This window comes from Sulfuricella sp. (assembly GCF_035531155.1).
In the GTDB taxonomy this organism is placed as follows: domain Bacteria; phylum Pseudomonadota; class Gammaproteobacteria; order Burkholderiales; family Sulfuricellaceae; genus Sulfuricella.
The window spans coordinates 56285-82524 of the sequence record NZ_DATKTK010000027.1 but is presented as its reverse complement, the minus strand read 5'-3'; the positions used below and the strand labels follow the sequence as shown (position 1 = coordinate 82524).

The 26240-nt window shown below is 59.8% G+C and carries 29 protein-coding genes and 1 riboswitch; of the genes, 17 read left to right on the top strand and 12 right to left on the bottom strand.

Going from position 1 to position 26240, the window contains the following annotated elements:
- Positions 1–580, top strand: a 580-nt coding sequence (locus VMV64_RS05940; RefSeq protein WP_325329037.1) for a reverse transcriptase domain-containing protein, incomplete at its 5' end; no start/stop codon positions are given.
- 303 nt (positions 581–883) lie between these two features.
- Here the strand turns inward: VMV64_RS05940 and VMV64_RS05935 are convergent.
- Genes VMV64_RS05935 through VMV64_RS05915 form a run of 5 tightly spaced genes read right to left on the bottom strand, consistent with a single transcriptional unit; the run spans position 884 to position 4359 of the window.
- Positions 884–1882 carry a hypothetical protein gene (locus VMV64_RS05935; protein ID WP_325329036.1) on the bottom strand — a complete coding sequence of 333 codons (999 nt, stop codon included), beginning with the start codon at positions 1880–1882 and terminating at the stop codon, positions 884–886.
- Entirely contained in the window at positions 1879–2178 is a 300-nt protein-coding gene (locus VMV64_RS05930) for a DUF167 domain-containing protein (protein ID WP_325329035.1), read from the bottom strand. The genes VMV64_RS05935 and VMV64_RS05930 overlap by 4 nt, the downstream gene beginning before the upstream one ends.
- Before the next feature lies 1 nt (position 2179).
- Positions 2180–2755 carry a YggT family protein gene (locus tag VMV64_RS05925; protein WP_325329034.1) on the bottom strand — a complete coding sequence of 192 codons (576 nt, stop codon included), beginning with the start codon at positions 2753–2755 and terminating at the stop codon, positions 2180–2182.
- A 2-nt stretch (positions 2756–2757) separates the two neighbouring features.
- Entirely contained in the window at positions 2758–3585 is an 828-nt protein-coding gene (proC, locus tag VMV64_RS05920; protein ID WP_325329033.1) for a pyrroline-5-carboxylate reductase, read from the bottom strand.
- A 57-nt stretch (positions 3586–3642) separates the two neighbouring features.
- The gene (locus VMV64_RS05915; RefSeq protein ID WP_325329032.1) at positions 3643–4359 is read right to left on the bottom strand and encodes a YggS family pyridoxal phosphate-dependent enzyme; all 717 of its coding nucleotides are present in this window, start codon (positions 4357–4359) and stop codon (positions 3643–3645) included.
- A 37-nt stretch (positions 4360–4396) separates the two neighbouring features.
- Between VMV64_RS05915 and VMV64_RS05910 the strand changes: the two genes are divergently transcribed.
- The 3 genes from VMV64_RS05910 to VMV64_RS05900 all read left to right on the top strand — a co-directional run bounded on the left by VMV64_RS05910 (position 4397) and on the right by VMV64_RS05900 (position 8361).
- Entirely contained in the window at positions 4397–5440 is a 1044-nt protein-coding gene (locus VMV64_RS05910; RefSeq protein WP_325329031.1) for a type IV pilus twitching motility protein PilT, read from the top strand.
- Positions 5441–5451: 11 nt separating this feature from the next.
- Positions 5452–6588 carry a PilT/PilU family type 4a pilus ATPase gene (locus tag VMV64_RS05905; RefSeq protein ID WP_325329030.1) on the top strand — a complete coding sequence of 379 codons (1137 nt, stop codon included), beginning with the start codon at positions 5452–5454 and terminating at the stop codon, positions 6586–6588.
- A gap of 108 nt (positions 6589–6696) precedes the next feature.
- A complete protein-coding gene (locus VMV64_RS05900; protein ID WP_325329029.1) occupies positions 6697–8361 on the top strand; it encodes a long-chain fatty acid--CoA ligase in 1665 nt (554 codons plus the stop codon).
- Here the strand turns inward: VMV64_RS05900 and hemJ are convergent.
- Positions 8348–8761 (bottom strand): protoporphyrinogen oxidase HemJ, encoded by a 414-nt coding sequence (gene hemJ, locus VMV64_RS05895; protein WP_325329028.1) that lies wholly within the window; start codon positions 8759–8761, stop codon positions 8348–8350. The two genes, VMV64_RS05900 and hemJ, sit on opposite strands and share 14 nt — an antisense overlap.
- A 52-nt stretch (positions 8762–8813) precedes the next feature.
- On the opposite strand from hemJ, the gene VMV64_RS05890 reads away from it, so the two are divergent.
- Positions 8814–9347: a TlpA disulfide reductase family protein gene (locus VMV64_RS05890; RefSeq protein WP_325329027.1), complete on the top strand. Its 534-nt coding sequence runs from the start codon at positions 8814–8816 to the stop codon at positions 9345–9347.
- A gap of 46 nt (positions 9348–9393) precedes the next feature.
- On the opposite strand, the gene VMV64_RS05885 is transcribed toward VMV64_RS05890, so the two are convergent.
- Positions 9394–11001 (bottom strand): ABC-F family ATPase, encoded by a 1608-nt coding sequence (locus tag VMV64_RS05885; protein WP_325329026.1) that lies wholly within the window; start codon positions 10999–11001, stop codon positions 9394–9396.
- 166 nt (positions 11002–11167) lie between these two features.
- Here VMV64_RS05885 and gshA point away from each other — a divergent pair, with 166 nt between their 5' ends.
- From gshA to VMV64_RS05840, 9 genes are all read left to right on the top strand, one after another.
- Complete coding sequence (gene gshA, locus VMV64_RS05880; protein ID WP_325329025.1) at positions 11168–12439, top strand: glutamate--cysteine ligase; 1272 nt, start codon at positions 11168–11170, stop codon at positions 12437–12439.
- A complete protein-coding gene (gshB, locus tag VMV64_RS05875; protein ID WP_325329024.1) occupies positions 12436–13377 on the top strand; it encodes a glutathione synthase in 942 nt (313 codons plus the stop codon). Before gshA ends, gshB begins: the two co-directional genes overlap by 4 nt.
- An 83-nt stretch (positions 13378–13460) precedes the next feature.
- Positions 13461–14483 carry an FAD:protein FMN transferase gene (locus VMV64_RS05870; protein WP_414718843.1) on the top strand — a complete coding sequence of 341 codons (1023 nt, stop codon included), beginning with the start codon at positions 13461–13463 and terminating at the stop codon, positions 14481–14483.
- A gap of 63 nt (positions 14484–14546) precedes the next feature.
- On the top strand, positions 14547–14969 hold the full coding sequence (locus tag VMV64_RS05865) for a PTS fructose transporter subunit IIA (RefSeq protein ID WP_325329022.1): 423 nt from the start codon (positions 14547–14549) through the stop codon (positions 14967–14969).
- Positions 14941–15210 carry an HPr family phosphocarrier protein gene (locus tag VMV64_RS05860; protein WP_325329021.1) on the top strand — a complete coding sequence of 90 codons (270 nt, stop codon included), beginning with the start codon at positions 14941–14943 and terminating at the stop codon, positions 15208–15210. Before VMV64_RS05865 ends, VMV64_RS05860 begins: the two co-directional genes overlap by 29 nt.
- Before the next feature lie 28 nt (positions 15211–15238).
- Positions 15239–16960, top strand: a complete 1722-nt coding sequence (gene ptsP / locus VMV64_RS05855) for a phosphoenolpyruvate--protein phosphotransferase (RefSeq protein ID WP_325329020.1) — start codon at positions 15239–15241, stop codon at positions 16958–16960.
- A gap of 210 nt (positions 16961–17170) precedes the next feature.
- Entirely contained in the window at positions 17171–18313 is a 1143-nt protein-coding gene (gene metX / locus VMV64_RS05850) for a homoserine O-succinyltransferase MetX (protein ID WP_325329019.1), read from the top strand.
- A complete protein-coding gene (gene metW / locus VMV64_RS05845; protein ID WP_325329018.1) occupies positions 18310–18903 on the top strand; it encodes a methionine biosynthesis protein MetW in 594 nt (197 codons plus the stop codon). The genes metX and metW overlap by 4 nt, the downstream gene beginning before the upstream one ends.
- 96 nt (positions 18904–18999) lie before the next feature.
- Positions 19000–19434, top strand: a complete 435-nt coding sequence (locus VMV64_RS05840) for a DUF4426 domain-containing protein (protein WP_325329017.1) — start codon at positions 19000–19002, stop codon at positions 19432–19434.
- 50 nt (positions 19435–19484) lie between these two features.
- Here the strand turns inward: VMV64_RS05840 and VMV64_RS05835 are convergent, their stop codons facing one another.
- A complete protein-coding gene (locus VMV64_RS05835) occupies positions 19485–20159 on the bottom strand; it encodes a sulfite exporter TauE/SafE family protein (protein WP_325329016.1) in 675 nt (224 codons plus the stop codon).
- A 152-nt stretch (positions 20160–20311) separates the two neighbouring features.
- Here VMV64_RS05835 and VMV64_RS05830 point away from each other — a divergent pair, with 152 nt between their 5' ends.
- Positions 20312–21562, top strand: a complete 1251-nt coding sequence (locus VMV64_RS05830) for an AmpG family muropeptide MFS transporter (protein WP_325329015.1) — start codon at positions 20312–20314, stop codon at positions 21560–21562.
- A 595-nt stretch (positions 21563–22157) separates the two neighbouring features.
- On the opposite strand, the gene VMV64_RS05825 is transcribed toward VMV64_RS05830, so the two are convergent.
- From VMV64_RS05825 to VMV64_RS05810, 4 genes are all read right to left on the bottom strand, one after another.
- Complete coding sequence (locus VMV64_RS05825; protein WP_325329014.1) at positions 22158–23066, bottom strand: hypothetical protein; 909 nt, start codon at positions 23064–23066, stop codon at positions 22158–22160.
- Positions 23067–23188: 122 nt separating this feature from the next.
- Positions 23189–23596, bottom strand: a complete 408-nt coding sequence (locus VMV64_RS05820) for a type II toxin-antitoxin system VapC family toxin (RefSeq protein WP_325329013.1) — start codon at positions 23594–23596, stop codon at positions 23189–23191.
- A complete protein-coding gene (locus VMV64_RS05815) occupies positions 23593–23856 on the bottom strand; it encodes a type II toxin-antitoxin system Phd/YefM family antitoxin (RefSeq protein ID WP_325329012.1) in 264 nt (87 codons plus the stop codon). Before VMV64_RS05815 ends, VMV64_RS05820 begins: the two co-directional genes overlap by 4 nt.
- Positions 23857–23917: 61 nt before the next feature.
- Positions 23918–24727 (bottom strand): exodeoxyribonuclease III, encoded by an 810-nt coding sequence (locus tag VMV64_RS05810; RefSeq protein WP_325329011.1) that lies wholly within the window; start codon positions 24725–24727, stop codon positions 23918–23920.
- A 27-nt stretch (positions 24728–24754) separates the two neighbouring features.
- On the opposite strand from VMV64_RS05810, the gene pyrE reads away from it, so the two are divergent.
- Both pyrE and VMV64_RS05800 read left to right on the top strand, forming a co-directional pair.
- Complete coding sequence (pyrE, locus tag VMV64_RS05805) at positions 24755–25396, top strand: orotate phosphoribosyltransferase (RefSeq protein ID WP_325329010.1); 642 nt, start codon at positions 24755–24757, stop codon at positions 25394–25396.
- A 10-nt stretch (positions 25397–25406) separates the two neighbouring features.
- Entirely contained in the window at positions 25407–26030 is a 624-nt protein-coding gene (locus tag VMV64_RS05800) for a DUF4124 domain-containing protein (protein WP_325329009.1), read from the top strand.
- 75 nt (positions 26031–26105) lie between these two features.
- Positions 26106–26192: riboswitch (cyclic di-GMP riboswitch) on the top strand.
- The last annotated feature ends 48 nt before the right edge of the window (positions 26193–26240 follow it).

Below are 26240 nucleotides of genomic sequence, written 5' to 3'. Positions count from 1 at the left end.
CATGGTTCGCTACGCGGACGACAGCGTAATCGGATTTCAGCACGAAGAAGAAGCGAAGGTATTTCTGGAAGCAATGAAAGAACGCCTCGCCAAATTCGGGCTGGCGCTACACCCGCAGAAAACGCGGCTGATAGAATTTGGTCGCCACGCAGAACAGCAGCGCAAGAAACGAGGGCTGGGAAGGCCGGAAACCTTCGACTTTCTCGGCTTCACGCACTGCTGCGCGAAGACCCGACAAGGGGGCTTCAAAATACTGCGACTGACGATCAATAAACGGCTGCGAGCGACGCTCGCGGCAATCCGGGAAAAGCTGAAACAGAAGCGACACGAACCGATAGGTCAGGTTGGCGCATGGCTGGCAAAGGTCATGCGCGGCTACTTCAACTACCACGCCGTACCGGGCAACCTGAGAAGGCTGGCCGGATTCCGGTATGAAGTATGCCGCGCGTGGCTCGGACAGTTGCGCCGACGCAGCCAGAAGGACAAGATGACATGGGCGCGGTTTGGCCGATTGGCAATGAAATACTTGCCATATCCTCGACGGGTGCATCCATATCCGTCACCGCGTTTCGCGTCATGACCCGAGGCAGGAGCCGTATGCGGCAATTCCGCAAGTACGGATCTGTGCGGGGGGTGTCGGGTAACCGGCATTCCTACCGCGACCCCCGCCGCACCGGCCCTTCGGGCTACCCTCGATTTTCCGGGCAAATCGGGCGGCCGCGTTAAACTCGGCCTTTGGCCTCAGACAAACGCAGCCGATTGCCCCCGATTCGCCCGAAAAACCGAGGCGGTGCAGAGGGGGAAGCGGGTGGTGTGCTTAGAGGGGTGATTCTCTTTAACTTCCACCCCTCTCGCCAACGCTCTCCCGGAGGGCTAATCTCCCCTAAGGTGTTTGCGTGAGCGCCAATATCCGCGTTATCGCCGCTTCCTGCTGTTGCAGCCTGGCGAGCGCGGCTACCGTTTCCCCCTCCCGTGCTTCCAGGATTGCGATCTGGCCGCGGATCATGTTGATGTCTTCCTCGCGTCTCTCCAGCGCGATTTTTTGCGTCTGGATCTGCTCCTGTACAGGGACGGGCAACTCCCTCAGCCACCAGTCGGTTTCTGCTTTCAGTTGCGTGAACAGATTGCATAAAGGCCCCACTACTTCCATGCCGAATTTCTTTGCCAGGCTGGCTTTGTCTGTCATCAGGTTGATCGGGCGGCGGCAGAATTCCGCGGTTTTTTCGCCGAACCGCTCCAAGTCCTGGCGGTAATTTTCCAGGCCGGAAAGCTGGGGTGGGGCAAGCGCAAAGCCAGGCAGTTGATTGAGTCGGGCGTATACGGCTTCGACCACGCTCATGATTTGGCGATTCTGGCGCTCGAAACCTTCAAGCAAGGTGGATGCTTCGCTGATCAGGGATTGCATTGCCTGGGTAAGCGCACTTGTGGTGGGGCTTCTCAGGATTTCCTTCAGATTTTTCGCCACCAGTTGCTTGACGTGTTCGCTGTCGAGGTGGTTGAGGAGTATGCCGCCCTGCCTCGCAATGAGTTTGCGCGCGATGTTGAAACTTTTCCATGCCTCCTGGCTCTGGTACTGGTCTGCCTGCAGACTTTGCTCCAGCCGATCCGCGACCTCGCGGTTTTTGCCGATCAGGCTGGCCAATGTGTCTTGTTCGTGATGCAGTTCGGCGTACCGGCGCTGCACGGCTGTGCGGCCGGTTTCAGTAATCAGGCTGATTTGCGCGAAAGCGGCGGAGTCCGACGGCGTGGTTTTCAGGATATCCAGCAGTTCATGGGCGCGCAGCAACAACTGCGGGTTGAGCAACTCGGCCGTATCCGGCAAGGCCAGGCAGTCTTCCGGCACCGTGGTCAGTTCGCCGCACTGCGGCAGGGCGTCCGTCATGCTGTGTCCGTTTCGGGCAGCAATGTCTCCGGTGCAACGGGCGAACCCTGGATTTCCACCACTTTGCGGCGTGCATGTTCGCCGTGCTTCAGGCTAATCCGGCTGGCCGGAACCTTGAATGCCTTGCGCAGAAAATCCAGTAGCCTGGTGTTGGCCTGCCCTTCCACGGCGGCGGCCGCGACCCGGATTTTCAGGGCATCGCCGTGCAGCCCGATCACTTCGGTACGCTTGGCTCCGGGCTGTACGTGCACGGTGAGGGTGAGACGGTCTTCCCTGAGCTGATACCAGTCAGCCATGTCAGGCAAGCTGCATGGCGAGGCTTTCCAGCCAAGCCAAAGGCACCATCAGCACCAGCTCGCAGATGATGAACAGCACTAGTGGAGAGAGATCGACATTGGCCAAAGGCGGGACCACCCTGCGCAGCGGCAGGAGGAACGGGTCGGTGAGCCGGCTTAGCACTGGCGCCAAGGGGGTGTGCGGGTTGGTCCAGGACAGGATCGCCTGGATGAAGACCGCGCCGAGCAGGATGTAGATGCTGATTTTCAGCAGCTTGATCACGGCCAGGAAGGCGATGGCAAGAAAGACGGAAGGTCCGGCCTGTAGCAGGAACAAACCGCCCAGCCAGGATACGGCGAGCAGCATGACGTATTCCACCAGCCAGGCCAGCACCAGCGAGGCCAGATCCAGACCGAACAGACCGGGAATGACCCGGCGCAGCGGCTTCACTGCAAAATCGGTGAGTGCCGCGATGAACTGCGAGGCCGGGTTGCGGAATGGGGCACGCACCCATTGCAGATAGAAGCGCAGCAGCACGGCCAACACGAACAGGCCGAGCAGGGTTTCGAGCAGGAATTGCAGGGCTTGGTTCAGCATGATCAAGATCCCCCGGCGCCGATTTTGCCCAGTTCGTCCCCCAACTCGCGCGAGCGCAGGCAGGCGGCCTGTGCGGCTTGGGTGATGACCCGCTTGATCCCGGCGGACTCCATCACAAGAATGGCGCTTTCGGTCGTGCCGCCCTTGGAGGTGACGCGTGCGCGCAGGGTGGCGGCATCCTCGCTGCTCTGGAGGGCAAGTTTTGTGGCGCCGAGGAAGGTTTCCAGGCTGAGGGCGCGCGCCTGGTCAGGGGTCAAGCCCAACCCCACGGCGGCTTCCTGCAATGCCTCGATGAACAGGAAGACATAGGCCGGGCCGCTGCCGGAAATGGCGGTGATGGCGTCCATCTGCTCTTCCCGTTCCAGCCAGAGCGTCATGCCCACCGCGCCGAGTATGGTTTCGGCCTGGCTGCGCTGGTTTTCGGGCACTTCGGGCAAGGCGCAGAGGCCGGTGACCCCCGCCAGCACCATCGCCGGTGTATTCGGCATGGCGCGCACGATCATGGTATGGCCGCCCAGCCAGCGGGAAAGATCGGCGCTGCGCACCCCGGCGGCTATGGAGATGACCAGCTTGCCGTCGAGCAGACCATGCAGCTGCGCGGCGACGCCGAACAGCTGCTGCGGCTTCACGGCCAGCACGACGATGTCGCCGGAAATGGCGGCCGCGCCGATTTCCTCTTGGGTGGCGACACCAAATTTTTCACTCAGATGGGCACGGCCTTCGGCGGAAATTTCCACCACATTGATGGCTTTCGGGTCGAAGCCCTTTTGCAGCAGGCCGCTGATGAGCGCGCCGGCCATGTTGCCGCCGCCGATGAAGGTGATGTTCATGGTGTTTTTCCCGAATCAATTAACCACAGAGACACAGAGAAACCCCGGGTATTGAAGTCATCCCTGTGCCTCTGTTTCGCTGTGGTGGATGTTATGCCGTTCCCCGAAAATCGCCGAACCGACCCGTACTATCGTCGCGCCCTCGGCTATCGCTGCCTCAAGATCGTCTGACATGCCCATCGACAGGGTGTCGAGCTGAAAGCCTTCGGCGTTGAGCTGCTCCAGCAGCTGGCGCAGGCGGACGAAGGCCAGGCGCTGTTTCGCCGGGTCGTCGGTCGGTTCGGGGATCGCCATCAGCCCCCGCAGTTTCATGCGCGGCAGGGTCCGCACGTAGCATGCCAGGGCCGGCAAATCCTCCGCCGTCACACCGCTTTTGCTGGCTTCGCCGCTGACGTTGACCTGCAGGCACACCTGCAGGTCGGGCAGGTTTGAGGGCCGACCTGCAGACAGCCGGTCGGCGATCCTGGCCCGGTCCAGGCTATGCACCCAGGCAAAATGTTCGGCGATCGGACGTGTTTTGTTGCTCTGGATCGGGCCGATGAAGTGCCATTTCAGCGGCAAGTCGTTGAGCGCTTCGACTTTCTCCATCGCCTCCTGCACGTAGCTTTCGCCGAAGGCGCGCTGTCCGGCCGTATAGGCCTGGCGTACCGCGGCGGCAGGAAAGGTTTTGCTGACTGCCAGCAGCTGGATGCCCGCAACCGGCCGGCCGGCTGCGGTGGCAGCCAGCGCGATGCGCTGCCGCGCGGCTTGCAATGCGTTTGCGATAGTTGTCATAATGGGGGGGACGCGTTTGTGCATAAGGGAAATTATAATGGAAATCTCGGATTTGCTTGCCTTTTCGGTAAAAAACAAGGCATCCGACCTGCATCTGTCGGCCGGCCTGCCGCCGATGATTCGGGTGCATGGCGACGTGCGCCGCATCAACGTGCCGGTGCTGGAGCACAAAGATGTCCATGGCATGGTGTACGACATCATGAACGACGGTCAGCGCAAGTTCTACGAGGAAAATCTGGAGGTTGATTTCTCCTTCGAGATTCCCAACCTGGCGCGCTTCCGCGTCAATGCCTACGTCCAGAACCGTGGCGCCGCTGCTGTGTTCCGTACCATTCCTTCCAAGGTGCTGTCACTGGAAGAACTGAAATGCCCGGAGATCTTCAAGGAAATCTCCGACCAGCCGCGCGGCATCGTGCTGGTGACCGGACCGACCGGCTCGGGGAAGTCCACCACCCTGGCGGCGATGGTCAATCACATCAACGAAAAAGAGTACGGCCATATCCTGACGGTGGAAGACCCGATCGAATTCGTCCACGAGAGCAAGAAGTGCCTGATCAACCAGCGCGAGGTCGGGCCGCATACCCTGTCTTTCAACAACGCGCTGCGCTCAGCCTTGCGCGAAGATCCGGACGTGATCCTGGTAGGCGAGCTGCGCGACCTGGAAACCATCCGCCTGGCGTTGACTGCGGCGGAAACCGGCCACCTGGTGTTCGGCACCCTGCACACCAGCTCCGCCGCCAAGACCATCGATCGGATCGTGGACGTGTTCCCGGCGGCGGAAAAGGATATGGTGCGCTCGATGCTGTCGGAATCCCTGCGCGCGGTGATTTCCCAGACCCTGCTCAAGACCAAGGACGGCACCGGGCGGGTGGCGGCGCACGAGATCATGATCGGCACCCCCGCGATTCGCAACCTGATTCGCGAGGCCAAGATCGCCCAGATGTATTCGGCGATTCAGACCGGCGGGAATATCGGCATGCAGACGCTGGACCAGAATCTGACTGAACTGGTCAAGCGCAACGTCGTGTCCAGTGCTGAGGCCCGCACCAAAGCCGCAAACAAAGACACTTTTCCAGGTTAAGGAAACGCATTATGGAACGCGATCAAGCAGTCAAATTCATGCACGACCTGTTGCGGTTGATGTTGTCGAAGAAGGCCTCGGACCTGTTCATCACCACCGACTTTCCCCCCGCCATCAAGGTGGATGGCAAGATGACGCCGGTTTCCAGCCAGAAACTGACGCCTCAGCATACCAAGGAACTCGCCCGCGCCATCATGAACGACAAGCAGGCATCCGAATTCGAGGCGAGCAAGGAGTGTAACTTCGCCATCAGCCCGCCGGACATCGGGCGCTTCCGCGTCAACACCTTCATCCAGCAAGGGCGGATCGGCATGGTGCTGCGCACCATTACGACAACCATTCCCACTTTTGATGATCTGGGGTTGCCGCAAGTCCTCAAGGATGTCGCCATGACCAAGCGCGGCCTGGTGATTTTTGTTGGCGGCACCGGCTCGGGAAAATCCACCTCCTTGGCGGCGATGATCGGTTACCGCAACCAGAACAGCTACGGCCACATCATCACCATCGAGGACCCGGTCGAATACGTGCACCCGCATATCAATTGCATCTTGACCCAGCGCGAAGTGGGCGTCGATACCGAGTCCTGGGAAGCGGCGCTGAAGAACACGCTGCGCCAGGCGCCGGACGTGATCCTGATCGGCGAAATTCGCGATCGTGAAGTGATGGAACATGCGATTGCTTTTGCCGAAACCGGGCACCTGGCGATGGGCACGTTGCATGCCAACAGCGCCAACCAGGCGCTCGACCGGATTATCAACTTCTTCCCGGAGGAGCGACGCCAGCAGCTCTTGATGGATCTGTCCCTGAATCTCAAGGCGCTGATCTCGCAGCGTCTCATCCCCAAGGTGGGCGGCAAGGGGCGCGCTGCGGCCATCGAGATCCTGCTCAATTCTCCGTTGATCTCGGACCTGATCTTCAAGGGCGAGGTCCACGAGATCAAGGAGATCATGGCCAAGTCCAACGAACTCGGCATGATCACTTTCGATCAGGCGTTGTTCAAGCTCTACGAGGCCGATCTGATCAGCTACGAGGATGCGCTCCGGAACGCCGATTCGGTCAACGACCTGCGCCTCAAGGTCAAGCTCCATGGCAAGGGCGCCAAGGATGCCAATCTGATGGATGGCCTGGAGCATCTGGATATCGTTTAGCCGACTCGTGGCAAGTTACCCATCGGGTGAATGGTCTATATTCTAAGCATTTGAATTCCTTAGCGCCCTCCGCGTCCTCTGCGGTTCAATTGTTTTTTGGCGGAACCCATGGCCAATCTCGCAAGCTTGCTCGAGCAGCATCGGGCCACCCCGGAAAAAATCCTCTACCGCCAGTACATCGACGACGCATGGCGTGACTTTTGCGCTGATGCTGTATTAGCCCTGGCGGCCCGCTGGCAGCATGCCTTCCGTACCGCAGGTTATGAACCGGGCGACCGCGTGGCGCTGTGCCTGAAGAATGGCGTCGACTGGGTGGCGATCGATCAGGCTGCGCTGGGTCTGGGCCTGGTGGTGGTGCCGCTGTATGCGGACGACAACCCGGAAAACCTGGCCTGGTGCCTGAACGATTCCGGTGCGCGCTTGCTGGTGCTGGAAAATACCCGTCTGCTCGACGCCCTGACCCGGGCGATGCCCTCCCTTCCCGCCATCATCTGTCTGCACGGAGACGCGCCCGCCCCCGCCATTTCTGCCTGCCGCTGGTTGCCCGAAAACGGCGGCTCGTTCGAGGCGCTCGAGCTGGACGAAAACACGCTCGCCACCCTCGTTTACACTTCAGGCACCACCGGGCGTCCCAAGGGCGTGATGCTGTCCCATCGCAACATTCTCAGCAACGTGGCGGCGGTGCTGGAAGTGGTCAGCCTGCATCCGGGCGATCTGTTGATTTCGGTGTTGCCGCTTTCCCACATGTTCGAGCGCACCTGCGGCTATTACGTGCCGCTCAAGGCCGGGGTGCCGGTTGCTTATGCCCGCTCCATCAATCAGCTGGCCGAGGATCTGGCTTTCCTCAAGCCGACGGTGATGGTTGCCGTGCCGCGGGTGTTCCAGCGCTTTCTCGCTCGGATCGAGCAGGCATTGGCCGCCTCCCCGCTCAAACGTGCGCTGTTTTCACTCACGCTGGCGCTGGGCTGGCGCAAATTCGAGCGCCGCGCCAGCAAGGTGGAGCAGGCGCTGTTCCGGTTGCTGCAACCCCTGGTTGCCGGGCCGGTGCTGAACCGGCTCGGCGGGCGCCTGCGCCTGACGGTGGTGGGCGGCGCGCAGCTGGAGGTGCGCGTGGCGCGATCATTCATTGGCCTGGGGCTAAACATGCTCCAGGGTTATGGCCTGACTGAAGCGTCGCCGGTGGTGGCCGGCAACCGCGAGCATGACAACGATCCGGTTACCGTTGGTGCACCCTTGCCGGGCGTGGCTGTCAGGGTCAACGAGGCCGGTGAGCTGCTGGTGCGCGGGCCCTCCGTGATGCTGGGCTACTGGCATAATCCGGAGGCCACTGCGGAAGTGCTGGATGCGGATGGCTGGCTGAATACCGGCGATCTGGTGGAAATCCAGGCGGGCAAGATCATCATCAAGGGCCGCACCAAGGATATTCTAGTGCTGTCCAACGGCGAGAAAGTGTCCTCCCAGGATGCGGAAATGGCGATTCTCGACGACCCCCTGTTCGAGCAGGTGATGCTGGTAGGTGAAGGACGCGCCTATCTCGTGTTGCTGGCCGTGACCCAGGAAAGCGATGAGAGAACTTTGATGAAACACGCCAATGCCCGGCTCAAATCGTTTTCCCGCTGGGTGCGGGTGCGCCGGGTGATCGCCTTGCAGGAACCATGGACGCTGGCGGAGGGCCTGTTGACGCCAACCCTCAAGGTCAAGCGCAACGTGGTGTACGACAAGTATCGCGAGCGGATCGAGGCGGTCTACCGGAATGGAATCAGAACGGTTTGACGACGACCAGGATCACTATGGCGACCAAAATCAGTACCGGAAATTCGTTGAACCAGCGATAGAAGACATGGCCGTGGCGGTTGCGGTCATCACGGAAATCCCGGAGCAGTTTGCCGCAATACCAGTGATAGCCGAGCAGCACCGTCACCAGCGCCAGCTTGGCGTGCAGCCAGCCGCCGGAAAAACCGAAGCCGAGCCACAGCCACAGACCGAGCGTAACCGCGACAATCGCGCTGGGCGTCATGATGCCGCGGTAGAGCTTGCGCTCCATCACCTTGAAACGTTCGATGCTGACGGCGTCTTCGCTCATGGCGTGATAGACGAACAGTCTCGGCAGGTAGAACAGCGCGGCAAACCAGGTCACCACGGCGATGATGTGAAATGCTTTGACCCAGAGCATGTCAGGTTCCAATGTTAAAATCCGGGGCAACTATAACGCATTGGGGGCGAGGGTGAAAGCAGGCAACATGTGGATGCGGGTCAGGAAATACCGGCCGGACTGGCTGACGCTGGTGCTGCTCGGGCTGATTGTCTATGTCTGGTTTCGTCCGCCGGCGTGGGTGTCGGACGAAAACCGGGCGGCCCCGGAGGTGGAGGCGGCGTTGCTGGACGGCAGGAAAATCAGCCTGGAACAGCTGCGCGGCAAGGTGGTGCTGGTCAACTTCTGGGCCACCTGGTGCCCCTATTGTCGCCATGAAATGCCCGACATGGCGCGTTTTTATCGCGATTACCGGGCGCAGGGCTTCGAAATCCTGGCCCTGAGCCAGGATGACGCGCCGGAACCGGTGCGCCAGTTCATGGCGAAAGAAGGTTACCATTTTCCGGTGGCGATGGCGGAAGTCCGGCATGCCGTTGCCTTCGGCGGCGTGAACCGGTTGCCGACTTCGTTCATCATCGACAAGCGCGGACGGGTGCGCCACAAAATCAGTGGACAGGTCCATTATGCGCGGCTGGAAGGCCTGGTGAAGCCGCTGCTGGCCGAGTAAACATTGGGAAAACCAGGGGACCCCCGGGTTTTCCGGCTGGCTGGCTTTACGCCTCGATGCCCTGGCTGAGCAGGTATTCTTCGTAATTGCCGGAGAAATGCTTGAAGCCGCCCTTGCCGTCGAGTTCCAGAACCTGGGTGGCGAGTGACGAGATCAGCTGGCGGTCGTGGCTGACGAAGATCAGCGTGCCCTTGAACTGTTCCAGCGCGAGGTTGAGGGATTCGATCGATTCCATGTCCATGTGGTTGGTCGGCTCGTCCATCACCAGCACGTTGGGTCGCTCCAGGATCAGCTTTCCGTAGAGCATGCGGCCCTTTTCGCCGCCGGACAGCACCTTGACCGATTTCTTAGAGTCGTCGCCGGTAAACAGCAGCCGGCCGAGGGTGGCGCGGATGATCTGGTCGTCGTCGCTTTTGCGGCCCCAGCGCTCCATCCATTCGAACAGGGTCATGTCGTCCTCGAAGTCGGCGTGATGATCCTGGGCAAAGTAGCCGATCTTGGCCTTGTCCGGCCACTTGACGTTGCCTTGGTCGGGCTCGATCTCGCCCACCAGGGTTTTCAGCAGGGTGGATTTGCCGGCGCCGTTGGGGCCGATGATGGCGAGGCGCTGGCCGGCGTCCAGAAGCAGGTTGAGACCATGGAACAGCACCTTGTCGTAGCCTTTGGCGACGTCCAGCAGTTCCACCGCCTGGCGGTGGAGTTTTTCCCGGTCGTCGGTTTCGAAGCGGATGTAGGGGTTCTGCCGGCTGGAGGGCTTGACCTCGACCATGCCCGACTTGAGCTTGTCGACCTGCCGGGCACGGCTGGTCGCCTGGCGCGCTTTGGAGGCATTGGCGGAAAAGCGGGCGACGAAGGCCTGCAATTCGACCACCATTTCCTTCTTCTTGGCGTTGTCGGAAAGCAGCCGCTGGCGTGCCTGCGTCGAGGCGATCATGTACTCGTCGTAGTTGCCGGGATAAATGCGGATCTCGCCGAAATCCAGGTCGGCCATGTGGGTGCACACGCTGTTGAGGAAGTGCCGGTCGTGGGAGATGATGACCATGGTGCTGGAGCGCGCGTTGATCATGTCCTCCAGCCAGCGGATGGTGTTGATGTCGAGGTTGTTGGTGGGCTCGTCCAGCAACAGGATGTCGGGATCGGAAAACAGCGCTTGCGCCAGCAGCACGCGCAGCTTGAAGCCGGGGGCGACTTCCTTCATCGGGCCGGTGTGCATCTCGACCGCAATGCCCACGCCGATCAGCAGTTCGCCGGCGCGCGATTCGGCGGTGTAGCCGTCGAGCTCGCCGAACTGGATTTCCAGTTCGGCGGCGCGCATGTAGTCGTCCTCGGTGGCCTCCGGATTGGCGTAGATCGTGTCCTTTTCCAGCTTCACCTTCCACAGTTCGGTGTTGCCCATCATCACCACGTCGAGCACCACGTTGTCCTCGTAGGCGAACTGATCCTGACTCAGCTTGCCGAGGCGCTCGCCGGCGTCGATCGAAACGTTGCCCGAGGACGGCTCGAGATCGCCGCCGAGAATTTTCATGAAGGTCGACTTGCCGCAGCCGTTGGCGCCGATCAGGCCATAGCGGTTGCCGTCGCCGAATTTGACCGAAACGTTTTCAAACAGGGGTTTTGCCCCGAATTGCATGGTGATGTTGAAGGTGGAAATCAATATGGAGCTGCCCTGAATTGTGCTGTAAAAACCAAGCATTATACCAAATAGCGCGCAAAATAAGCAGCCCTTTATCGTGGCGGAGCCGGTTCTCCTGCGGGAGTCCTGACGAGTCCGGCCTTATCCGCTACAATCATCATCACCCCCGAACTTTTCATGGACAGCCATGGTTCCCCATTTAACTACAGCGCTTACCGGCCCCCTGCTCGCTTTGGAGCAGCATATTCTGGACGCGCAGCCGCGCATCGAGCATTGGTTCCGCACCCAATGGCAGGATCGCGCCGCGCCGTTCTACGCCTCGGTGGACTTGCGCAACAGTGGCTTTAAACTCGCCCCGGTGGATACCAACCTGTTCCCCGGCGGGTTTAACAACCTGAACCGCGACTTCATGCCGCTCTGCGTGCAGGCGGCGATGTCGGCCGTGGAGAAGGTTTGTCCCGTTGCGCAGCGATTCCTGCTGATCCCGGAAAATCACACCCGTAATACCTTTTACCTGCAGAACGTGGTGGCACTCGCTTCCATTCTGCGGCATGCCGGTTTGCAGGTGCGCATCGGCAGCCTGCTGCCGGAAATCACCGCTCCCACCACGCTCGATTTGCCGGATGGCTCGACCCTGACGCTGGAACCGTTGAAGCGCGAGGGCGACCGTTTGAAGCTGGAGGGCTTCGATCCCTGCGCGATTCTGCTCAACAACGACCTTTCGGCGGGAGTTCCCGATATTCTGAAAGACCTCGATCAACCGGTGATCCCGCCCCTGGGCGCGGGATGGTACACGCGGCGTAAATCCAGTCATTTCAGTGCTTATAACCAGGTCGCCGAGGAATTCGCCAAGCTGGTGAATATCGACCCTTGGCTGATCAATCCCTTTTTTGCCACCTGCGGCGAGATCAATTTCCAGGAGCGCCGCGGCGAAGAATGTCTGGCCGCTCATGTGGATGAGATGTTGCAGAACATCCGTGAAAAATACTGCGAATACGGCGTGAACGAGGAGCCTTTTGTCATCGTCAAAGCGGATGCCGGCACTTACGGCATGGGCATCATGACGGTGAAAGATGCCTCCGAAGTGCGGGATCTGAACCGCAAGCAGCGCAACAAGATGGCAGTGGGCAAGGAGGGGGTGGCGGTTACCGATGTCATCATTCAGGAAGGCGTATACACCTTTGAAAGTCTTGCCGACGCGGTGGCCGAACCGGTGGTGTACATGATGGATCACTTTGTCATCGGCGGTTTCTACCGCGTTCATACCAGCCGCGGCAAGGATGAGAACCTGAATGCGCCGGGCATGCGCTTCGAGCCGCTGGCTTTCCAGACTGCCTGCACCCTGCCGGACAATGCCGCCGGACCCGATGCCGAACCCAACCGTTTCTACGCCTATGGCGTGGTGGCCCGGCTGGCATTGCTGGCGGCGGCGATCGAGCTGGAGCGGCTTGCGCCATGAAACTGGCGATCATCCTCGACCCGCTGGAGTCGATCAAAACCTACAAGGATTCGACCTATGCCGTGATGCGCGCGGCGCATGCCCGCGGCCATGAAATCTACGTCATGGAGCAGCACGAGATGGTGCTGCGCGATGGCGCGGTGACCGGCTTCGTACGCAAGCTTGATCTGGTGGATGACGCGCTGCGCTGGTACACGCTGGAAGCGCCGGCCTGGCGCGCGCTCTCCGACTTCGATGTCACGCTGATGCGCAAGGATCCGCCCTTCGACATGGAATACATCTACAGCACCTATTTGCTGGAGCTGGCGGAGGAGCAAGGCGCACGGATTTTCAACCGCCCGGCGGCGATTCGCGACTTCAACGAAAAGCTTTCCACCGCAAAATTCCCCGAATTCATGCCGCCCACGCTGGTCACCAGGCAGGAGGTGCTGATTCGCGAGTTCATCGAAAAACACGGCGACATCATCCTCAAGCCGCTGGATGCGATGGGCGGCAGCTCGGTGTTCCGCATCCAGCGCAATGATCCCAATCTGAACGTGATCATCGAAACCATGACGCAGCTGGGAGCCAGAACCGTGATGGCGCAGCGTTACATCCCGGAGATTTCCCAGGGCGACAAGCGCATCCTGCTGATCGACGGCGAGCCGGTGCCCTACGCGCTGGCACGCATCCCGAAAGCAGGCGAAACCCGTGGCAACCTTGCTGTCGGCGGCAAGGGTGTGGCGCAGCCGCTTTCTGACCGGGACCAGGAAATTGCTGCCGTACTGGGGCCGAAGCTCAAGGAAGCCGGGCTGTTCCTGGTCGGCCTCGACGTAATCGGCGATTGGCTCACCGAGATCAACGTCACCAGCCCGACCGGGATGCAGGAGATCGCCAGCCAGACCGGCTTCGACGTGGCGGGAATGTTCGTGGATGCGCTGGAGAGAAAATGCGCTTGAATTCTTTTACCGCAGAGGCGCAGAGGCGCAGAGGGATTTTAACCAAGGGTTTTCTCCGCGCCTCTGCGCCTCTGCGGTTAGGAATGTTTTTTGCCGTGGCCGCGATTTTGACCGGCTGTGCCAAGGAAACCCCTGTCTACCACGAGCAGAGCTTCGTCTTCGGCACGATGGTGGAGGTGACGATTTCCGGCGAGGAAGAGGCGCGCGCCAGGGAGCTGGCGGGCAAGGTGCTGGCGGACTTCGATTATCTGCATCGCACCCTGCATGCCTGGGAGCCAGGCTCGCTGTCGCGGATGAATGCGGTGTTCGCGCAAAGCCCGTCGAAAGCGGCGGTTGTGCCCGGCTTGGTTCCGATCATCCAGGATGCCGCGCGCCTTTCGGAAATGTCAGGCGGCTTGTTCAATCCCGCCATCGGCAAGCTGATTAAACTCTGGGGGTTCCAGGGTGACGAGTTCACGCCGCAACTGCCCGACCCCGGGGAAATCGGGGCACTGGTCCGGGCCAATCCGCGCATGGCCGATATCGTGTTCGAGGGGATACAGTTTTACAGCAAGAACCCGGCCGTCCAACTCGATCTTGGCGGCTATGCCAAGGGCTATGCGCTTGATCTGGCGGCGGAGTACCTGCGTGCCCAAGGGGTGAAAGGTGCGCTGATCAACATCGGCGGCAATATCATCGCGGTGGGTAGCCGCGGCGGCCAACCCTGGCGCGTCGGCGTGCAGCATCCGCGCAAGGCGGCGGCCATTGCCTCACTGGAGCTTCACGACGGCGAAGCGATTGGCACTTCGGGAGATTACCAGCGTTACTTCGAGCTCGACGGCAAGCGCTACTGTCACATCATCGACCCACGCACCGGTTACCCGGCGCAGGGCGTGCAGGCGGTGACCGTGCTGATTCCCCGGGGGAACAATGCCGGCACGCTGTCCGATGTGGCCTCCAAGCCGGCTTTTATCGCCGGCGTGAAGGGCTGGCGCGCGGCGGCGAAAGCCATGGGAGCGGAGAGCGCCATGTTGATCGATGAGCGCGGCGAAGTCTACCTGACTGCGGCGATGAAAAAACGTCTGGAGTTTCAGGAAAAGGGGTTGGTATTTCATGAAGTTCCCTGATTCAGCGGCTCGTCTTTGCGGTAAAATGACCGTTTTGTGTTTGGCAGGAACCAAGGACTCCCAATGATCGGCATTCTAATCATCGCGCATGGCACCTTGGGCGACAGCTTGATTCACTGCGCCAGCCATGTATTCGGCAGCCCCCAGCCGCGGTTGCAACAGTTCGGGGTGGCGGTCCAGGATGATCCCGGTCGGCTGTTGCCGATGGTACAGGAGATTATCGAGGGGCTTGACGATGGCAGCGGGGTGCTGGTGCTGACCGATATGTATGGCGCCACGCCGAGCAATATCGCCTGCCGCCTGGTCGAGCCTGGCCGGGTGGAGTGCGTCGCCGGGGTCAATCTGCCAATGCTGGTGCGGGCGATCACTTACCGCAACGATCTGCTGGAAGCGGTAGCAGAGAAAGCGCTTTCCGGCGGCCACGATGGGGTGGTTCACGTTACCAAGGAAGCCTGCGATGTTACAGCAAGATATAGAGATCGTTAACAAGCTCGGCCTGCATGCGCGCGCCTCCGCCAAGCTGACCCAGATGGCGGGCCAGTTCAAGAGCGAAATCTGGATTGCGCGCGACGAACGGCGCATCAACGCCAAAAGCATCATGGGTGTGATGATGCTGGCGGCGAACAAGGGCAGCACTATTCACCTCGAGATCGACGGTGCCGACGAAAGTGAGGCGATGCAGGCCTTGGTGGCCTTGATCGCCGACCGTTTCGGCGAAGGGGAATGATGGTAATGATCGGCAGGAGCAAAGCGCGATGAGTTTTGCCATGCATGGCGTCGGAGTGTCCGGTGGCATCGCCATCGGCTATGCTCATTTGATCTCCCATGCGGTTCTGGAGGTTCCCCTTTACGCCCTGTCATCGGAGCAGGTTCCGAATGAGATCGCCCGTTTCGAGGCCGCGATAGCAACTACCCGCCTCGAACTGGAGGCGCTACGGGTGAATATCCCCGCCGGCTCCCCGGCGGAATTCGGCGCCTTTCTCGATCTGCACCTGCTGATTCTGGGCGACAGCACGCTTTCCAAAACCCCGGTCGACCTGATCAAGGGCCAGCGCCTGAATGCGGAATGGGCGCTGAAGCAGCAGATGGATGCCCTGCTCATGCAGTTCGAGCAGATCGAGGATGCCTACCTGCGTGAGCGCAAGGCCGATGTGGTGCAAGTCGTCGAGCGCGTGCTCAAGGCGCTGCTAGGTCATGCCGGCCACGTGCCGCTGGTCAGCTCGGAGTTGAGCCGGATTCTGGTGGCGCACGATTTGAGTCCGGCCGACATGATGCTGTTCAAGCAGCAGCGTTTCGCCGCGTTCATCACCGATGTCGGCGGCGCCACCTCGCACACCGCGATTGTCGCGCGCAGCCTGAACATCCCCTCGATCGTGGCGCTGCACCATGCACGCCAGCTGATCCGCGAAAACGAGTTGTTGATCGTGGATGGCCAGCAGGGCGTGGTGATCGTCAACCCGGACAAGCAGATCCTGGCCGAATACAAGCTGCGCCAGAGCCAGTGGGAGATCGAGAAACAAAAGCTCAAGCGCCTCAAGTCCACTGCCGCCACTACCCTGGACGGCACAGCGGTGGAACTGCACGCCAATATCGAATTGCCGCAGGATATCCCGCAGGTAAAGGCGTCCGGCGCCACCGGCATCGGCCTGTTCCGCAGTGAATTCCTGTTCCTCAACCGCGACGATTTGCCGGACGAGGAGGAGCAGTTTGCCGCCTACCGCAAGGTGGCGCAGGACATGAAGGGGCTGCCGGTGACCATCCGCACCCTCGACCTGGGCGCGGACAAGCAGCTCAGGTTCGCCGACCGCAGCGGCGACAACCCCGCTCTGGGGTTGCGCGCCATCCGTCTGTGCCTGGCTGAGCCGCAGATGTTCCATACCCAGTTGAGGGCGATCCTGCGTGCCTCCCATTACGGCAAGGTTCGCCTCCTCATCCCGATGCTGTCGTCGCTGAGCGAGCTGCGCCAGACTCTGCATCTGATCCGGCATGCCAAGCAGGAGCTGGCTGAGGAGAACACCCCCTTCGACACTGGCATCCTGGTCGGTGGCATGATCGAAATTCCCGCGGCGGCGCTGGCGGTGCAGGCCTTCGCCAAGAGCCTCGATTTTCTTTCCATCGGCACCAACGACCTGATCCAGTACACCTTGGCGATCGACCGTACTGACGATACCGTGGCGCACCTCTATGATCCTCTCCACCCGGCAGTGCTGCAGCTGATCGCCATGACCATTGCCGCCGCCGACAAGGCGGGCATTCCGGTTTCGGTGTGCGGCGAAATGGCGGGCGATGCCAGCCTCTCCCGCCTGCTGCTTGGCTTCGGGTTGCGCCAGTTCTCCATGCACCCGGCCCACCTGCTCACGGTCAAGCAACAGATCCTCAAATCCGACCTGCCTCACATCACCAGCGTGGCGCAGAAAATGCTCAAGGTGCACGAACCGGAGAAGCTGCACCAGTTGCTGGCGCGCCTGAACGCTTGAACCTAGAAAAAGCGATTAACCACGAATTTACACGAATAAAACACTAATGTTCACCAATAATCAATTGGTTAGCAAAGTCTTTCTGGCTCGCCTGTTTGGGGGCACGATGTTTGTCTCTAACTATTCGTGTTTATTCGTGAAAATTCGTGTCATTCGTGGTTCATCGCCGTTTTAAGGTTGAATGCCCGAAATCACGCTATAATTTCCGCCATGCATCCGCAACCCAACTCCGTCGGCATCGTCACGCCGCAGACCGCACACTTCGATACGCCGATCACCCTGAAAAGCGGCGCGACGCTGGACAGCTACGACCTGGTTTACGAAACCTATGGCACGCTGAACGCGGACAAATCCAACGCCATCCTGGTTTGCCACGCTCTTTCCGGCAATCACCATGTCGCCGGCTTCCATTCCGAGCAGGAGAAGCGGCCGGGCTGGTGGGACAACATGATCGGCCCCGGAAAACCGGTCGACACCGAACGCTTTTTTGTCATCGGGCTCAACAACCTGGGCGGCTGCCACGGCTCGACAGGCCCCTCCAGCCCGGATCCGAAAACCGGCAAGCCTTACGGCAAGGCCTTCCCGTTCGTGACGGTGGAGGACTGGGTGGAAACCCAGGCGAGGCTAGCTGACCGGTTCGGCATCGAAACTTTCGCCGCGGTGATGGGCGGTAGCCTGGGTGGGATGCAGGCGCTATCCTGGACCATCCTGCATCCGCAGCGCGTGCGCCATGCCCTGGTGATCGCCGCCGCGCCGGGGCTGACCGCGCAAAACATCGCCTTCAACGACGTGGCGCGCCAAGCCATCCTGACCGACCCGGATTTCCACGGCGGCGACTTCTACGCCCACGGCGTGGTGCCCCGGCGCGGCCTGCGTCTGGCGCGCATGCTCGGCCACATCACCTATCTGTCGGACGACGTGATGGGCGAAAAATTCGGCCGCATCCTGAAAAATGGGGTATTCCAGTTCGGCTATGGCGTGGAGTTCGAGGTCGAATCCTACCTGCGCTACCAGGGCGACAAGTTCGCCGACAGCTTCGACGCCAATACTTATCTGCTGATGACCAAGGCACTCGACTACTTCGATCCCACCCATCATCATCGTGTCGGTCTGAGCGCGGCGTTGCAGCCTGCCCAGGCCGATTTCCTGGTGGTATCCTTCACCAGCGACTGGCGTTTTGCGCCGGCCCGCTCGCGCGAAATCGTCAAGGCGCTGCTCGACAACGACCGCAACGTGAGCTACGTGGAAATCACCGCGGCGCATGGCCACGACGCCTTCCTCATGCCCGACCCGCATTACCACAGCCTGGTGCGCGCCTACATGAACAACGCTGCGAAGGGGCTGGGATTATGATCGAGCGTTCCGATTTTGCCGCCATCGCCCAATGGGTGAGGCCAAATGCCAAGGTGCTCGACCTCGGATGCGGCGATGGCAGCCTGCTGAAATACCTGAAGGAAACCCGCAACACCCACGGCTACGGGATCGAGATTGCCGACGCCAACGTGCTCGCCTGCGTGGAAAAGGGCGTGAACGTGATCCAGATGGACCTCGAGGCGGGTCTGTCCGGCTTCGAGCCGCAGTCATTCGATTTTGTCATCCTGTCGCAGACCCTGCAGGCGATGCACCACATCGAGCAACTGGTGACGGAAATTTTGCGCGTCGGTAAGCACGGCATCGTCACCATCCCCAATTTCGGCTACTGGCGCCGGCGCATCCAGATCATCGGGGGGCGGATGCCGGTGTCGAAGGACCTGCCCTACCAGTGGTATGACACGCCCAACATCCATTTGTGCACGTTCGTTGATTTTGAGGTGTTCTGCCGCGACCACGGCGTGCTCGTCCAGGAGCGCCACGTCATGTGCGACGGTGAGAGCGTGGCCTTCCTGCCCAACCTGCTCGGCAATCTTGCCGTCTATCGCCTGGAGCGGCGCGCCCTCGGCTAGAAAACGCGTTCATCGGCGGTCAATGCCGGTTTACAGGCCCTAATTCCATCCATCGACTATAGTGAAATCATCATCCGATCCTGGTTGAGGAGAATAATGATGAAAACACCGCTCAGTCTGTTGGCACTGGTCCTGTTCCTGCCCTTCGCCGCCCAGGCGGAACAGGCGCAGAAGTTCGATGACGTGGAGATCCACTATAACGCGCTGTCCACCATCGACCTCACACCGGAAATCGCCAGGAACTACAAGCTCACCCGCAGCAAGAGCCGCGGACTCCTGACGATCTCGGTATTGAAGAAGAACAGCATGGGGGCAAGCTACCCGGTGCCGGCCGAAGTCAAGGTTAACGCGATTACCGTCTATAACCAGCTGGTCAGCGTTGATATGCGCGAGATCAAGGAAGGCAGTGCGATTTACTATCTCGGCGAATATGGGATCGTGCTGCCGGAAACGCTGAAATTCAACATCAGCGTCAAGCCCGAGGGCTCTGCAAAGTCCCACAGCTTCGAGTACCAGCAGTCATTCTACTAGCCGGTAGCCTGGGTGAAGGATTGGAATTGGCCGCAATCCGGGGCGGCGCCCTACAACATCGCCATCGCTAGCCGGTAAAGCCCCAGCACGCCGAATCCCGCCACCAGCAGCCCGGCGGCGAGGCGCACGCCCTTGTGCTGCATGAAGCTCTTCAACTGCCGGGCGAAATAGCCCATCGCCAGCAGGTTGGGCAGCGTGCCTAGGCCGAAGGCGAGCATGACCATTCCCCCATATGCGGCGCTGCCGCTGGCCATCGCGGCCACCAGCACGCTGTAGACCAGGCCGCAGGGCACCCAGCCCCACAGCGCTCCCAGGGCGAAAGCCTGCGGTACCGAACGTACCGGCAGCAGCTTTTTCGAGTAAGGCTGCAGGCGCTGCCAGATGACGCCGCCGAGGCGCTCAAGCTGCACCACCATGTGGGAAAGTCCGGCCAGATACAGGCCCAGGAAAACCAGCAGCAGGTTGGCAACCAGGTACAGGGCCTGTTTGACCGGCAGCATGTCGCTCAGCATCATGCTACTCGCCCCGGCCGCGCCCACCAGCACTCCCGCCGCGCCGTAGCTGGCGATGCGGCCCAGGCTGTAGGCCAGATGGAAACGCCACTGCGGCACATTGGCCGGCATTTGCAGGCTCAATGCGCCGACGATGCCGCCGCACATGCCGACGCAGTGGGTGCCGCCGAGCAGGCCGACCAGCAGCGCCGAGATCAGGCTGACTTCAGGCATGGTTTTTGAGGATGAAAGAGATCATGGTCGGCCATTTTGACACAGCCGGCAGTTTCCGACAAAGCGGACCTTTGCGCCGCACCTCTGCACCAGAACTATTTCTGTCGCGCCTTTTCAGGTAAGGTAGCGCCTCCGATTATTGTTATTCCCGTATGTCTGAAAATTCCTCTCTGTGGCGGGCGATCTTCACCCGCAAAATGCTCATCTGCGTTTTTACCGGCTTCAGTTCCGGCCTGCCCCTGTATTTCCTGATCAGCCTGGTGCCGGCATGGCTGCGCTCCGAGCAGGTTGATCTCAAGGTGATCGGCTTGTTCGCGCTGATCCAGCTGCCCTATATCTGGAAGTTCCTCTGGTCGCCGCTGCTCGACCATTACGCCTGGCCGAAGATGGGCCGGCGGCGCGGCTGGATGCTGTTTACCCAGATTGCGCTGCTGCTTTCGGTGCCGCTGTTCGGCTGGTTCGAGCCGAAGCTGGACCTTTGGAGCATCGCCTACTTGGCCCTGGCTGTCGCCTTCTTTTCCGCCACGCAGGACGTCGTGCTCGATGCCTTCCGGCGGGAAATCCTGTCCGATGTCGAACTCGGACTGGGCAACTCCATCCACGTCAACGCCTACCGCCTCGCCGGTCTGGTGCCGGGCTCGCTGTCCCTGATCCTGGCCGACCATCTGCCCTGGAGCAGCGTGTTCCTGATCACCGCCCTGTTCATGCTGCCCGGCGTCATCATGACGCTGATGGTGAGCGAACCCGAACTCATCAAGTCCGGTCCGAGAACGCTACGGGCGGCGGTGGTCGAGCCGTTCCGCGAGTTCATCAACCGCCAGGGCTGGCGCGCTGCACTGCTGATCCTCGGCTTCATCTTCCTCTACAAGCTCGGCGACAGCATGGCCACCGCCCTGGCAACGCCGTTCTACCTCGACATGGGCTTCACCAAGACCGACATCGGCCTGATCGCCAAGCACGCCGGCCTGTGGCCCAGCGTCATCGGCGGGTTGTTGGGGGGGGTATGGATGATGCGGCTGGGCATCAACCGCGCGCTATGGCTGTTCGGCGTGGTGCAGGTGGTGTCGATTTTAGGTTTTGCCGCGCTGGCGCTGGTCGGCCACGACAAGATCGTGCTCGCCCTGGTGATTGGCTTCGAAGCCCTGGGAGTAGGCTTGGGCACGGCAGCCTTCGTCGCCTTCATCGCCCGCACTACCCACCCGCTTTATACCGCCACCCAGTTTGCCTTGTTTACCAGTCTGGCGGCGGTGCCGCGTGCCTTCATCAATGCTTCCACCGGGTTTCTGGTCGATCGGTTGGGGTGGTTTTCCTTCTTTTTGCTGTGTGCGGTGTTGGCGTTGCCGGGGATGGCCTTGTTGTTCAAGGTTGCGCCTTGGAGCGATGGGGAGGATAGGTATTTGTAGTGGGGTTTTGTGCGCTTCGCGCGGATGTTTTAGGTGTCGGGGGTAGCCCGACGAGCTAGTCCCTTTCTTTAAACGGCTAAAGAAAGGAACCAAAGAAAGCCGCCCCTATCCACCGCCCCTGCGGGGTTCCCTGCGTTGCTCGCCAAGCCGGGCTGCTGTGGAACTCGCGCTACGCGCTCAGACAGTCCTCGCAGAAATCCCCCGGCTTGGCTGCGCTACTCGGCGGCGGATCAAGGGGACCGAAAATCAAACCCATCCTCATCCTAGCCTTCCCCTTGAAGGGGAAGGAACAAAACACGGGCTCCGCCCACAAGACCCAAATCCACCTCTGCACCGCCTCGGTTTTCGGAAAAGATCGGGGGCCGTCGGCGAGGACTGTCTGAGCGCAAAGCGCGAGTTCCGCAGCCGCCCGATTTTTTCGGAAAACCGAGGGAAGCCCGAAGGGCCGGTGCGGCGGGGTGCCCTTTTGTTTGGTTACTTATATTTTGGGCAAGCAAAATAAAGTGACCTGCTGCCGGGCAGCCCCCGGCATATAAACATTCGCGCGAAGCGCACACAATCATTTAGCGCAGTGAAATCAGAGGTGCGCCAATTGTTATGTGGTTAAACTTTTGAGGAATGAACGAAAAAGAGATAAGTCCTCACGCTTCGACAGAAGCCGTGCAAGCGGATCAAGGTTACTTTGGGATAAGAGGCTATTGCCTAAAACGACAGCGTTCGCCGCCTTCTCCATCGTGTTCTCAATGGAGCTAACCCATTTTGTCCAATAGCGAAGCTCTTCAAACGTTAAGGAATCAATATCATTTGATTTGAAAGACTTGATATTGATTACCAGATCATTAACCAGTAGTTCTTTTAGGTCATTTTCCGGGTAAAGAACTTGAAGGCCAGCTATGTTGGCTATTGGTTCGTCAATAGCGTGGGGTCGTTGAACCTTACGTCCTTGCATAGCTTCTAAGGTTTCAATTTCAGTTTCGGTTGCCGGCCGTTGTAGGTTTAGCGTAGTTGTTCGGGCCTTTACCATGGCAGAGATGCGATGAACAATCTCTTCCGGGCAGCCGCTGCCGAGGCTCACAAGCGGGCGTGATTTCTTGTACACCCAATCAGCCCCTCTTTTCTGGCAACGGAAATTGTCTAACTTTTGCTCTAGCTCATCAAGCTGAAAGCTGAAGCTCCAAAGGCGATCCCTATTCTCTGATTCGGTGACGTCACGTTCGAATTTCTTCGAAAGGGTTTCGAACTCGACCCCAAAATAATTTTTCCCGCAGTCCTTACCAATGTTGGTCGACCTGCCGTCCTCGGTTTTGGCAATGTAGCCCTTCCCGTGAAGCGTGCGGCAATTGGAGAGACCGCATTTGATCTTGTCTTTGAATGCGTAGCGACCAATAATAGCTTCAAGCTTGTGATCGGACGGATTCATATCCGTGACAAATCCGGGAAGCTGCTCAATGTCTTCCCAGCTTTCAATCTTAACTAAGCCTTTGTCACTGTTTAGCGTAATCACTGATTGTCTCCGTTGTTGTTAAGAAAGTGGGAATGACGGGAAGAAAACCTCAAGGACAGGCCACGGTTCCAACTTTCTTATTCCCGGATCAGATCTAAACCGTGGCCCCCATTCCTTAACCTTCAGTCGCCAAATGGATTAATCACGCCCACACCGGCAGGCGCGAAGTGTCGGGTATTCCTTGTGGCGACCTGCAAACCGTGGGTAAGCGCTGTGGCGGCGATCAGCAGGTCGGCGCCGTCATTCCCCAATTGAGCGGAAAGAACACCCCAGCAACGGGATATGGCGGGGGTAACGGGCAATACCCGGTCGCCATAAAGGCGCAATAAATCCTCGATCCATCGGGTGAGTGATGCGGCGAAAGCGGGATCGCTTTCCCGTTTCTTTTCGATGCCGCGCTCGATTTCACCGATACTCACCACGCTGAGAAATAGATCGCTGTCCCGAAAACTCGTCAGCCAGCGCACTACTTCCGGTGATGGCTGACGTTTGCGCAATTCCGAAAGTACGACTGTATCCAGCAGGATCATGAGAAATCGATATCTCGCAGTGCCAGGGAGGGGCGTTCAACGACTTCCTCATCCCTGGGCATGGCCAGCAGATGGGCAACAAAACCCGGAGCTGCCGCGTGTGCGTTACGTTGCAAGGATTCGAAGGCCTGCTCGGAAAGAACCACTACCGCTTGCTTGCCACGGCGGGTAATGTGCTGGGGTTCGCCCCGCAAGGCGGCCTCTACCACTTGACTGAACTGGGTTTTGGCGTCCTGAAGACGCCACTGGCTTGCGCGCATGTTGTTTCCTTCGAGCTGGTCAGATTATCTGGTCTGATTATGGTCGCTAGTAAAGTGGCCGTCAAGGACAGCCCCGAGCCAGAACGCCGCATCGGAACGGCCAGTCGTAATCCACCGTCAACGGCGCATGGTCGCTGAAGCGCTGCTCCTTGTAGACAGCAGCACCTTTCGCCATCGCGGCGATGCCCGGCGTGGCGATCTGGTAGTCAATACGCCAGCCGACATTCTTGGCCCAGGCCTGGCCGCGATTCGACCACCAGGTATAGGCCTCGCCGGTGGCTTCCGGGTGCAGCTGGCGGTAGACGTCGACCCAGCCGATTTCGTCGAATATCTTGGTCAGCCAGGTGCGCTCCTCGGGTAGGAAGCCGGAATTTTTCTGGTTCGATTTCCAATTTTTCAGGTCGATCTCCTTGTGGGCGATGTTCCAGTCACCGCACAGCACCACTTCCCGTCTTTCTGCCTTCAGCGCTACCAGGTGGGGAGCGAAATAGTCCAGGAAGCGAAATTTCGCTGCCTGCCGCTCCTCGCCGCTGGAGCCGGAAGGCAGGTAGAGCGAGATGACGCTCAGCTTGCCGAAATCGGCTTGCAGGTAGCGGCCTTCGGCGTCGATCTCGGCGATGCCCATGCCCTCGACCACATTGTCCGGTTGACGCCGGGTGTAGATGCCCACGCCGCTGTAGCCCTTCTTCTCGGCGGCATGAAAGTAGCCATGAAAACCTTGTGGCGCGCGCATCTCCGGCGTCAGGTCGGGCAGTTGTGCCTTGAGCTCCTGCAGGCAGACGATGTCAGCCTGCTGTTGGGGCAGCCATTCGAGCAGTCCCTTGCTGGCGGCGGAGCGGATGCCGTTAAGATTCAGGGTTATAATGCGCAATCGATTTCTCCGGAAAAAAGGTTAAGCATGCAGGATTTTCGTCAGGATTTCATTCGCTTCGCCATCGAGCGCAATGTGTTGTGCTTCGGCGAATTCAAGACCAAGGCCGGGCGGCTCTCCCCCTACTTCTTCAACACCGGCCTGTTCAACGACGGCGAATCCCTGGGGCAGCTGGCGCAATTTTACGCCAAAGCCATTCTTTCCGCCCCGTTCCCGTTCGACATGCTATTCGGCCCGGCCTACAAGGGCATTCCCCTGGTGGCGGCGATCGCGGTGGCGCTGGCCGGGCACGGACGGAATTTTCCGTTCAGCTTCAACCGCAAGGAAGCCAAGGACCACGGCGAGGGCGGCGCCATCGTCGGCGCACCGCTGGCAGGGCGGGTGCTGATCGTGGACGATGTGATTTCGGCCGGCACCTCGGTACGCGAATCGGTGACACTGATCAAGGCAAACGGGGCCGAACCCTGCGGCGTGATGATCGCGCTCGACCGGCAGGAGCGCGGCACGGGCGAGTTGTCCGCGACCCAGGAGGTGACGCAGGGCTACGGCATCCCGGTGGTGAGTATCGCCACGCTGGACGACATGATCGGCTATTTGCGGCAGAAACCGGAGATGGCGCAGAATCTGCAAGCGGTTTTAGAATACAAAAATCAATATGGCGTTTCCTAAAGGAGTCACTATGCGCATTCGCTTCTCATTGTTGCTGATTCTGCTCGCCAGCTTTCCGGCTATAGCGGGGAAACTGTATTCCTGGGTGGACGAGCATGGGAAAACCCATTATGGCAATACCGTCCCGCCCCAGTATGCCCAACAGGGCAACGCCGAGCTTAATCAGAGAGGCGTGGTGGTCAAGAAAACCGACGCCGCCCTGACGCCGGAGCAGCGCAAGGCCAAGGAAGAGGAACTGGCGCAGCAAAAAGAGGAAGAAAAGAAGGCGCTGGAACAGAAACGCCGCGACAAGGCGCTGCTCAATACCTATACCACGGAGAAGGAAGTCGACCTGGTACGCGACCGCAACCTGCAACAGGGCGAGCTCCAGCTCCAGAGCATGGAATTGCGTGCCAAGCAGGTCCAGCCGCGCCTTGATCAAGCACGGAAACGGGCGGAAGACCTGGTTGCAAAGAAGAGGCCGTTGCCGCCTGATTTGCAGCAGGAGCTTGAGGAAAAGGGAAAAGAGCTGCGGCGCCTGCAGGAAATGATCCAACAGAAGCGCGCGGAAATGGACGCGATTCGCGCCAGGTTCGAGGACGACAAGAAGCGTTTTCGTGAACTGCGCCAGGTCGAGGATAGCGCCAGGAAATAAGCGCTATTCGGGTAAATAAACCGCGCTATTCTGTTGACATAATGGTTATGTTATATAAGATGTCAAACCTGAAGGTCCTGATAAAGGTCAACCTGACCGAAAGGCGGGGGCACAAAGTTCCAATCTAAAAAGCGGCAGCTTCATGATTGCGGAATTGCCAGGCAGGCCGGTAAGGCGATCCTCGGGACGCCTTGCCGATTTTTTGCCGCA

Coding starts and splice junctions, on each gene's coding strand:
- VMV64_RS05935 (WP_325329036.1), bottom strand. CDS start 1,882: ATGACGGACGCCCTGCCGCAGTGCGGCGAACTGACCACGGTGCCGGAA.
- VMV64_RS05930 (WP_325329035.1), bottom strand. CDS start 2,178: ATGGCTGACTGGTATCAGCTCAGGGAAGACCGTCTCACCCTCACCGTG.
- VMV64_RS05925 (WP_325329034.1), bottom strand. CDS start 2,755: ATGCTGAACCAAGCCCTGCAATTCCTGCTCGAAACCCTGCTCGGCCTG.
- proC (WP_325329033.1), bottom strand. CDS start 3,585: ATGAACATCACCTTCATCGGCGGCGGCAACATGGCCGGCGCGCTCATC.
- VMV64_RS05915 (WP_325329032.1), bottom strand. CDS start 4,359: ATGACAACTATCGCAAACGCATTGCAAGCCGCGCGGCAGCGCATCGCG.
- VMV64_RS05910 (WP_325329031.1), top strand. CDS start 4,397: ATGGAAATCTCGGATTTGCTTGCCTTTTCGGTAAAAAACAAGGCATCC.
- VMV64_RS05905 (WP_325329030.1), top strand. CDS start 5,452: ATGGAACGCGATCAAGCAGTCAAATTCATGCACGACCTGTTGCGGTTG.
- VMV64_RS05900 (WP_325329029.1), top strand. CDS start 6,697: ATGGCCAATCTCGCAAGCTTGCTCGAGCAGCATCGGGCCACCCCGGAA.
- hemJ (WP_325329028.1), bottom strand. CDS start 8,761: ATGCTCTGGGTCAAAGCATTTCACATCATCGCCGTGGTGACCTGGTTT.
- gshA (WP_325329025.1), top strand. CDS start 11,168: ATGGTTCCCCATTTAACTACAGCGCTTACCGGCCCCCTGCTCGCTTTG.
- gshB (WP_325329024.1), top strand. CDS start 12,436: ATGAAACTGGCGATCATCCTCGACCCGCTGGAGTCGATCAAAACCTAC.
- VMV64_RS05870 (WP_414718843.1), top strand. CDS start 13,461: ATGTTTTTTGCCGTGGCCGCGATTTTGACCGGCTGTGCCAAGGAAACC.
- VMV64_RS05865 (WP_325329022.1), top strand. CDS start 14,547: ATGATCGGCATTCTAATCATCGCGCATGGCACCTTGGGCGACAGCTTG.
- VMV64_RS05860 (WP_325329021.1), top strand. CDS start 14,941: ATGTTACAGCAAGATATAGAGATCGTTAACAAGCTCGGCCTGCATGCG.
- ptsP (WP_325329020.1), top strand. CDS start 15,239: ATGAGTTTTGCCATGCATGGCGTCGGAGTGTCCGGTGGCATCGCCATC.
- metX (WP_325329019.1), top strand. CDS start 17,171: ATGCATCCGCAACCCAACTCCGTCGGCATCGTCACGCCGCAGACCGCA.
- metW (WP_325329018.1), top strand. CDS start 18,310: ATGATCGAGCGTTCCGATTTTGCCGCCATCGCCCAATGGGTGAGGCCA.
- VMV64_RS05840 (WP_325329017.1), top strand. CDS start 19,000: ATGATGAAAACACCGCTCAGTCTGTTGGCACTGGTCCTGTTCCTGCCC.
- VMV64_RS05835 (WP_325329016.1), bottom strand. CDS start 20,159: ATGCCTGAAGTCAGCCTGATCTCGGCGCTGCTGGTCGGCCTGCTCGGC.
- VMV64_RS05830 (WP_325329015.1), top strand. CDS start 20,312: ATGTCTGAAAATTCCTCTCTGTGGCGGGCGATCTTCACCCGCAAAATG.
- VMV64_RS05820 (WP_325329013.1), bottom strand. CDS start 23,596: ATGATCCTGCTGGATACAGTCGTACTTTCGGAATTGCGCAAACGTCAG.
- VMV64_RS05815 (WP_325329012.1), bottom strand. CDS start 23,856: ATGCGCGCAAGCCAGTGGCGTCTTCAGGACGCCAAAACCCAGTTCAGT.
- pyrE (WP_325329010.1), top strand. CDS start 24,755: ATGCAGGATTTTCGTCAGGATTTCATTCGCTTCGCCATCGAGCGCAAT.
- VMV64_RS05800 (WP_325329009.1), top strand. CDS start 25,407: ATGCGCATTCGCTTCTCATTGTTGCTGATTCTGCTCGCCAGCTTTCCG.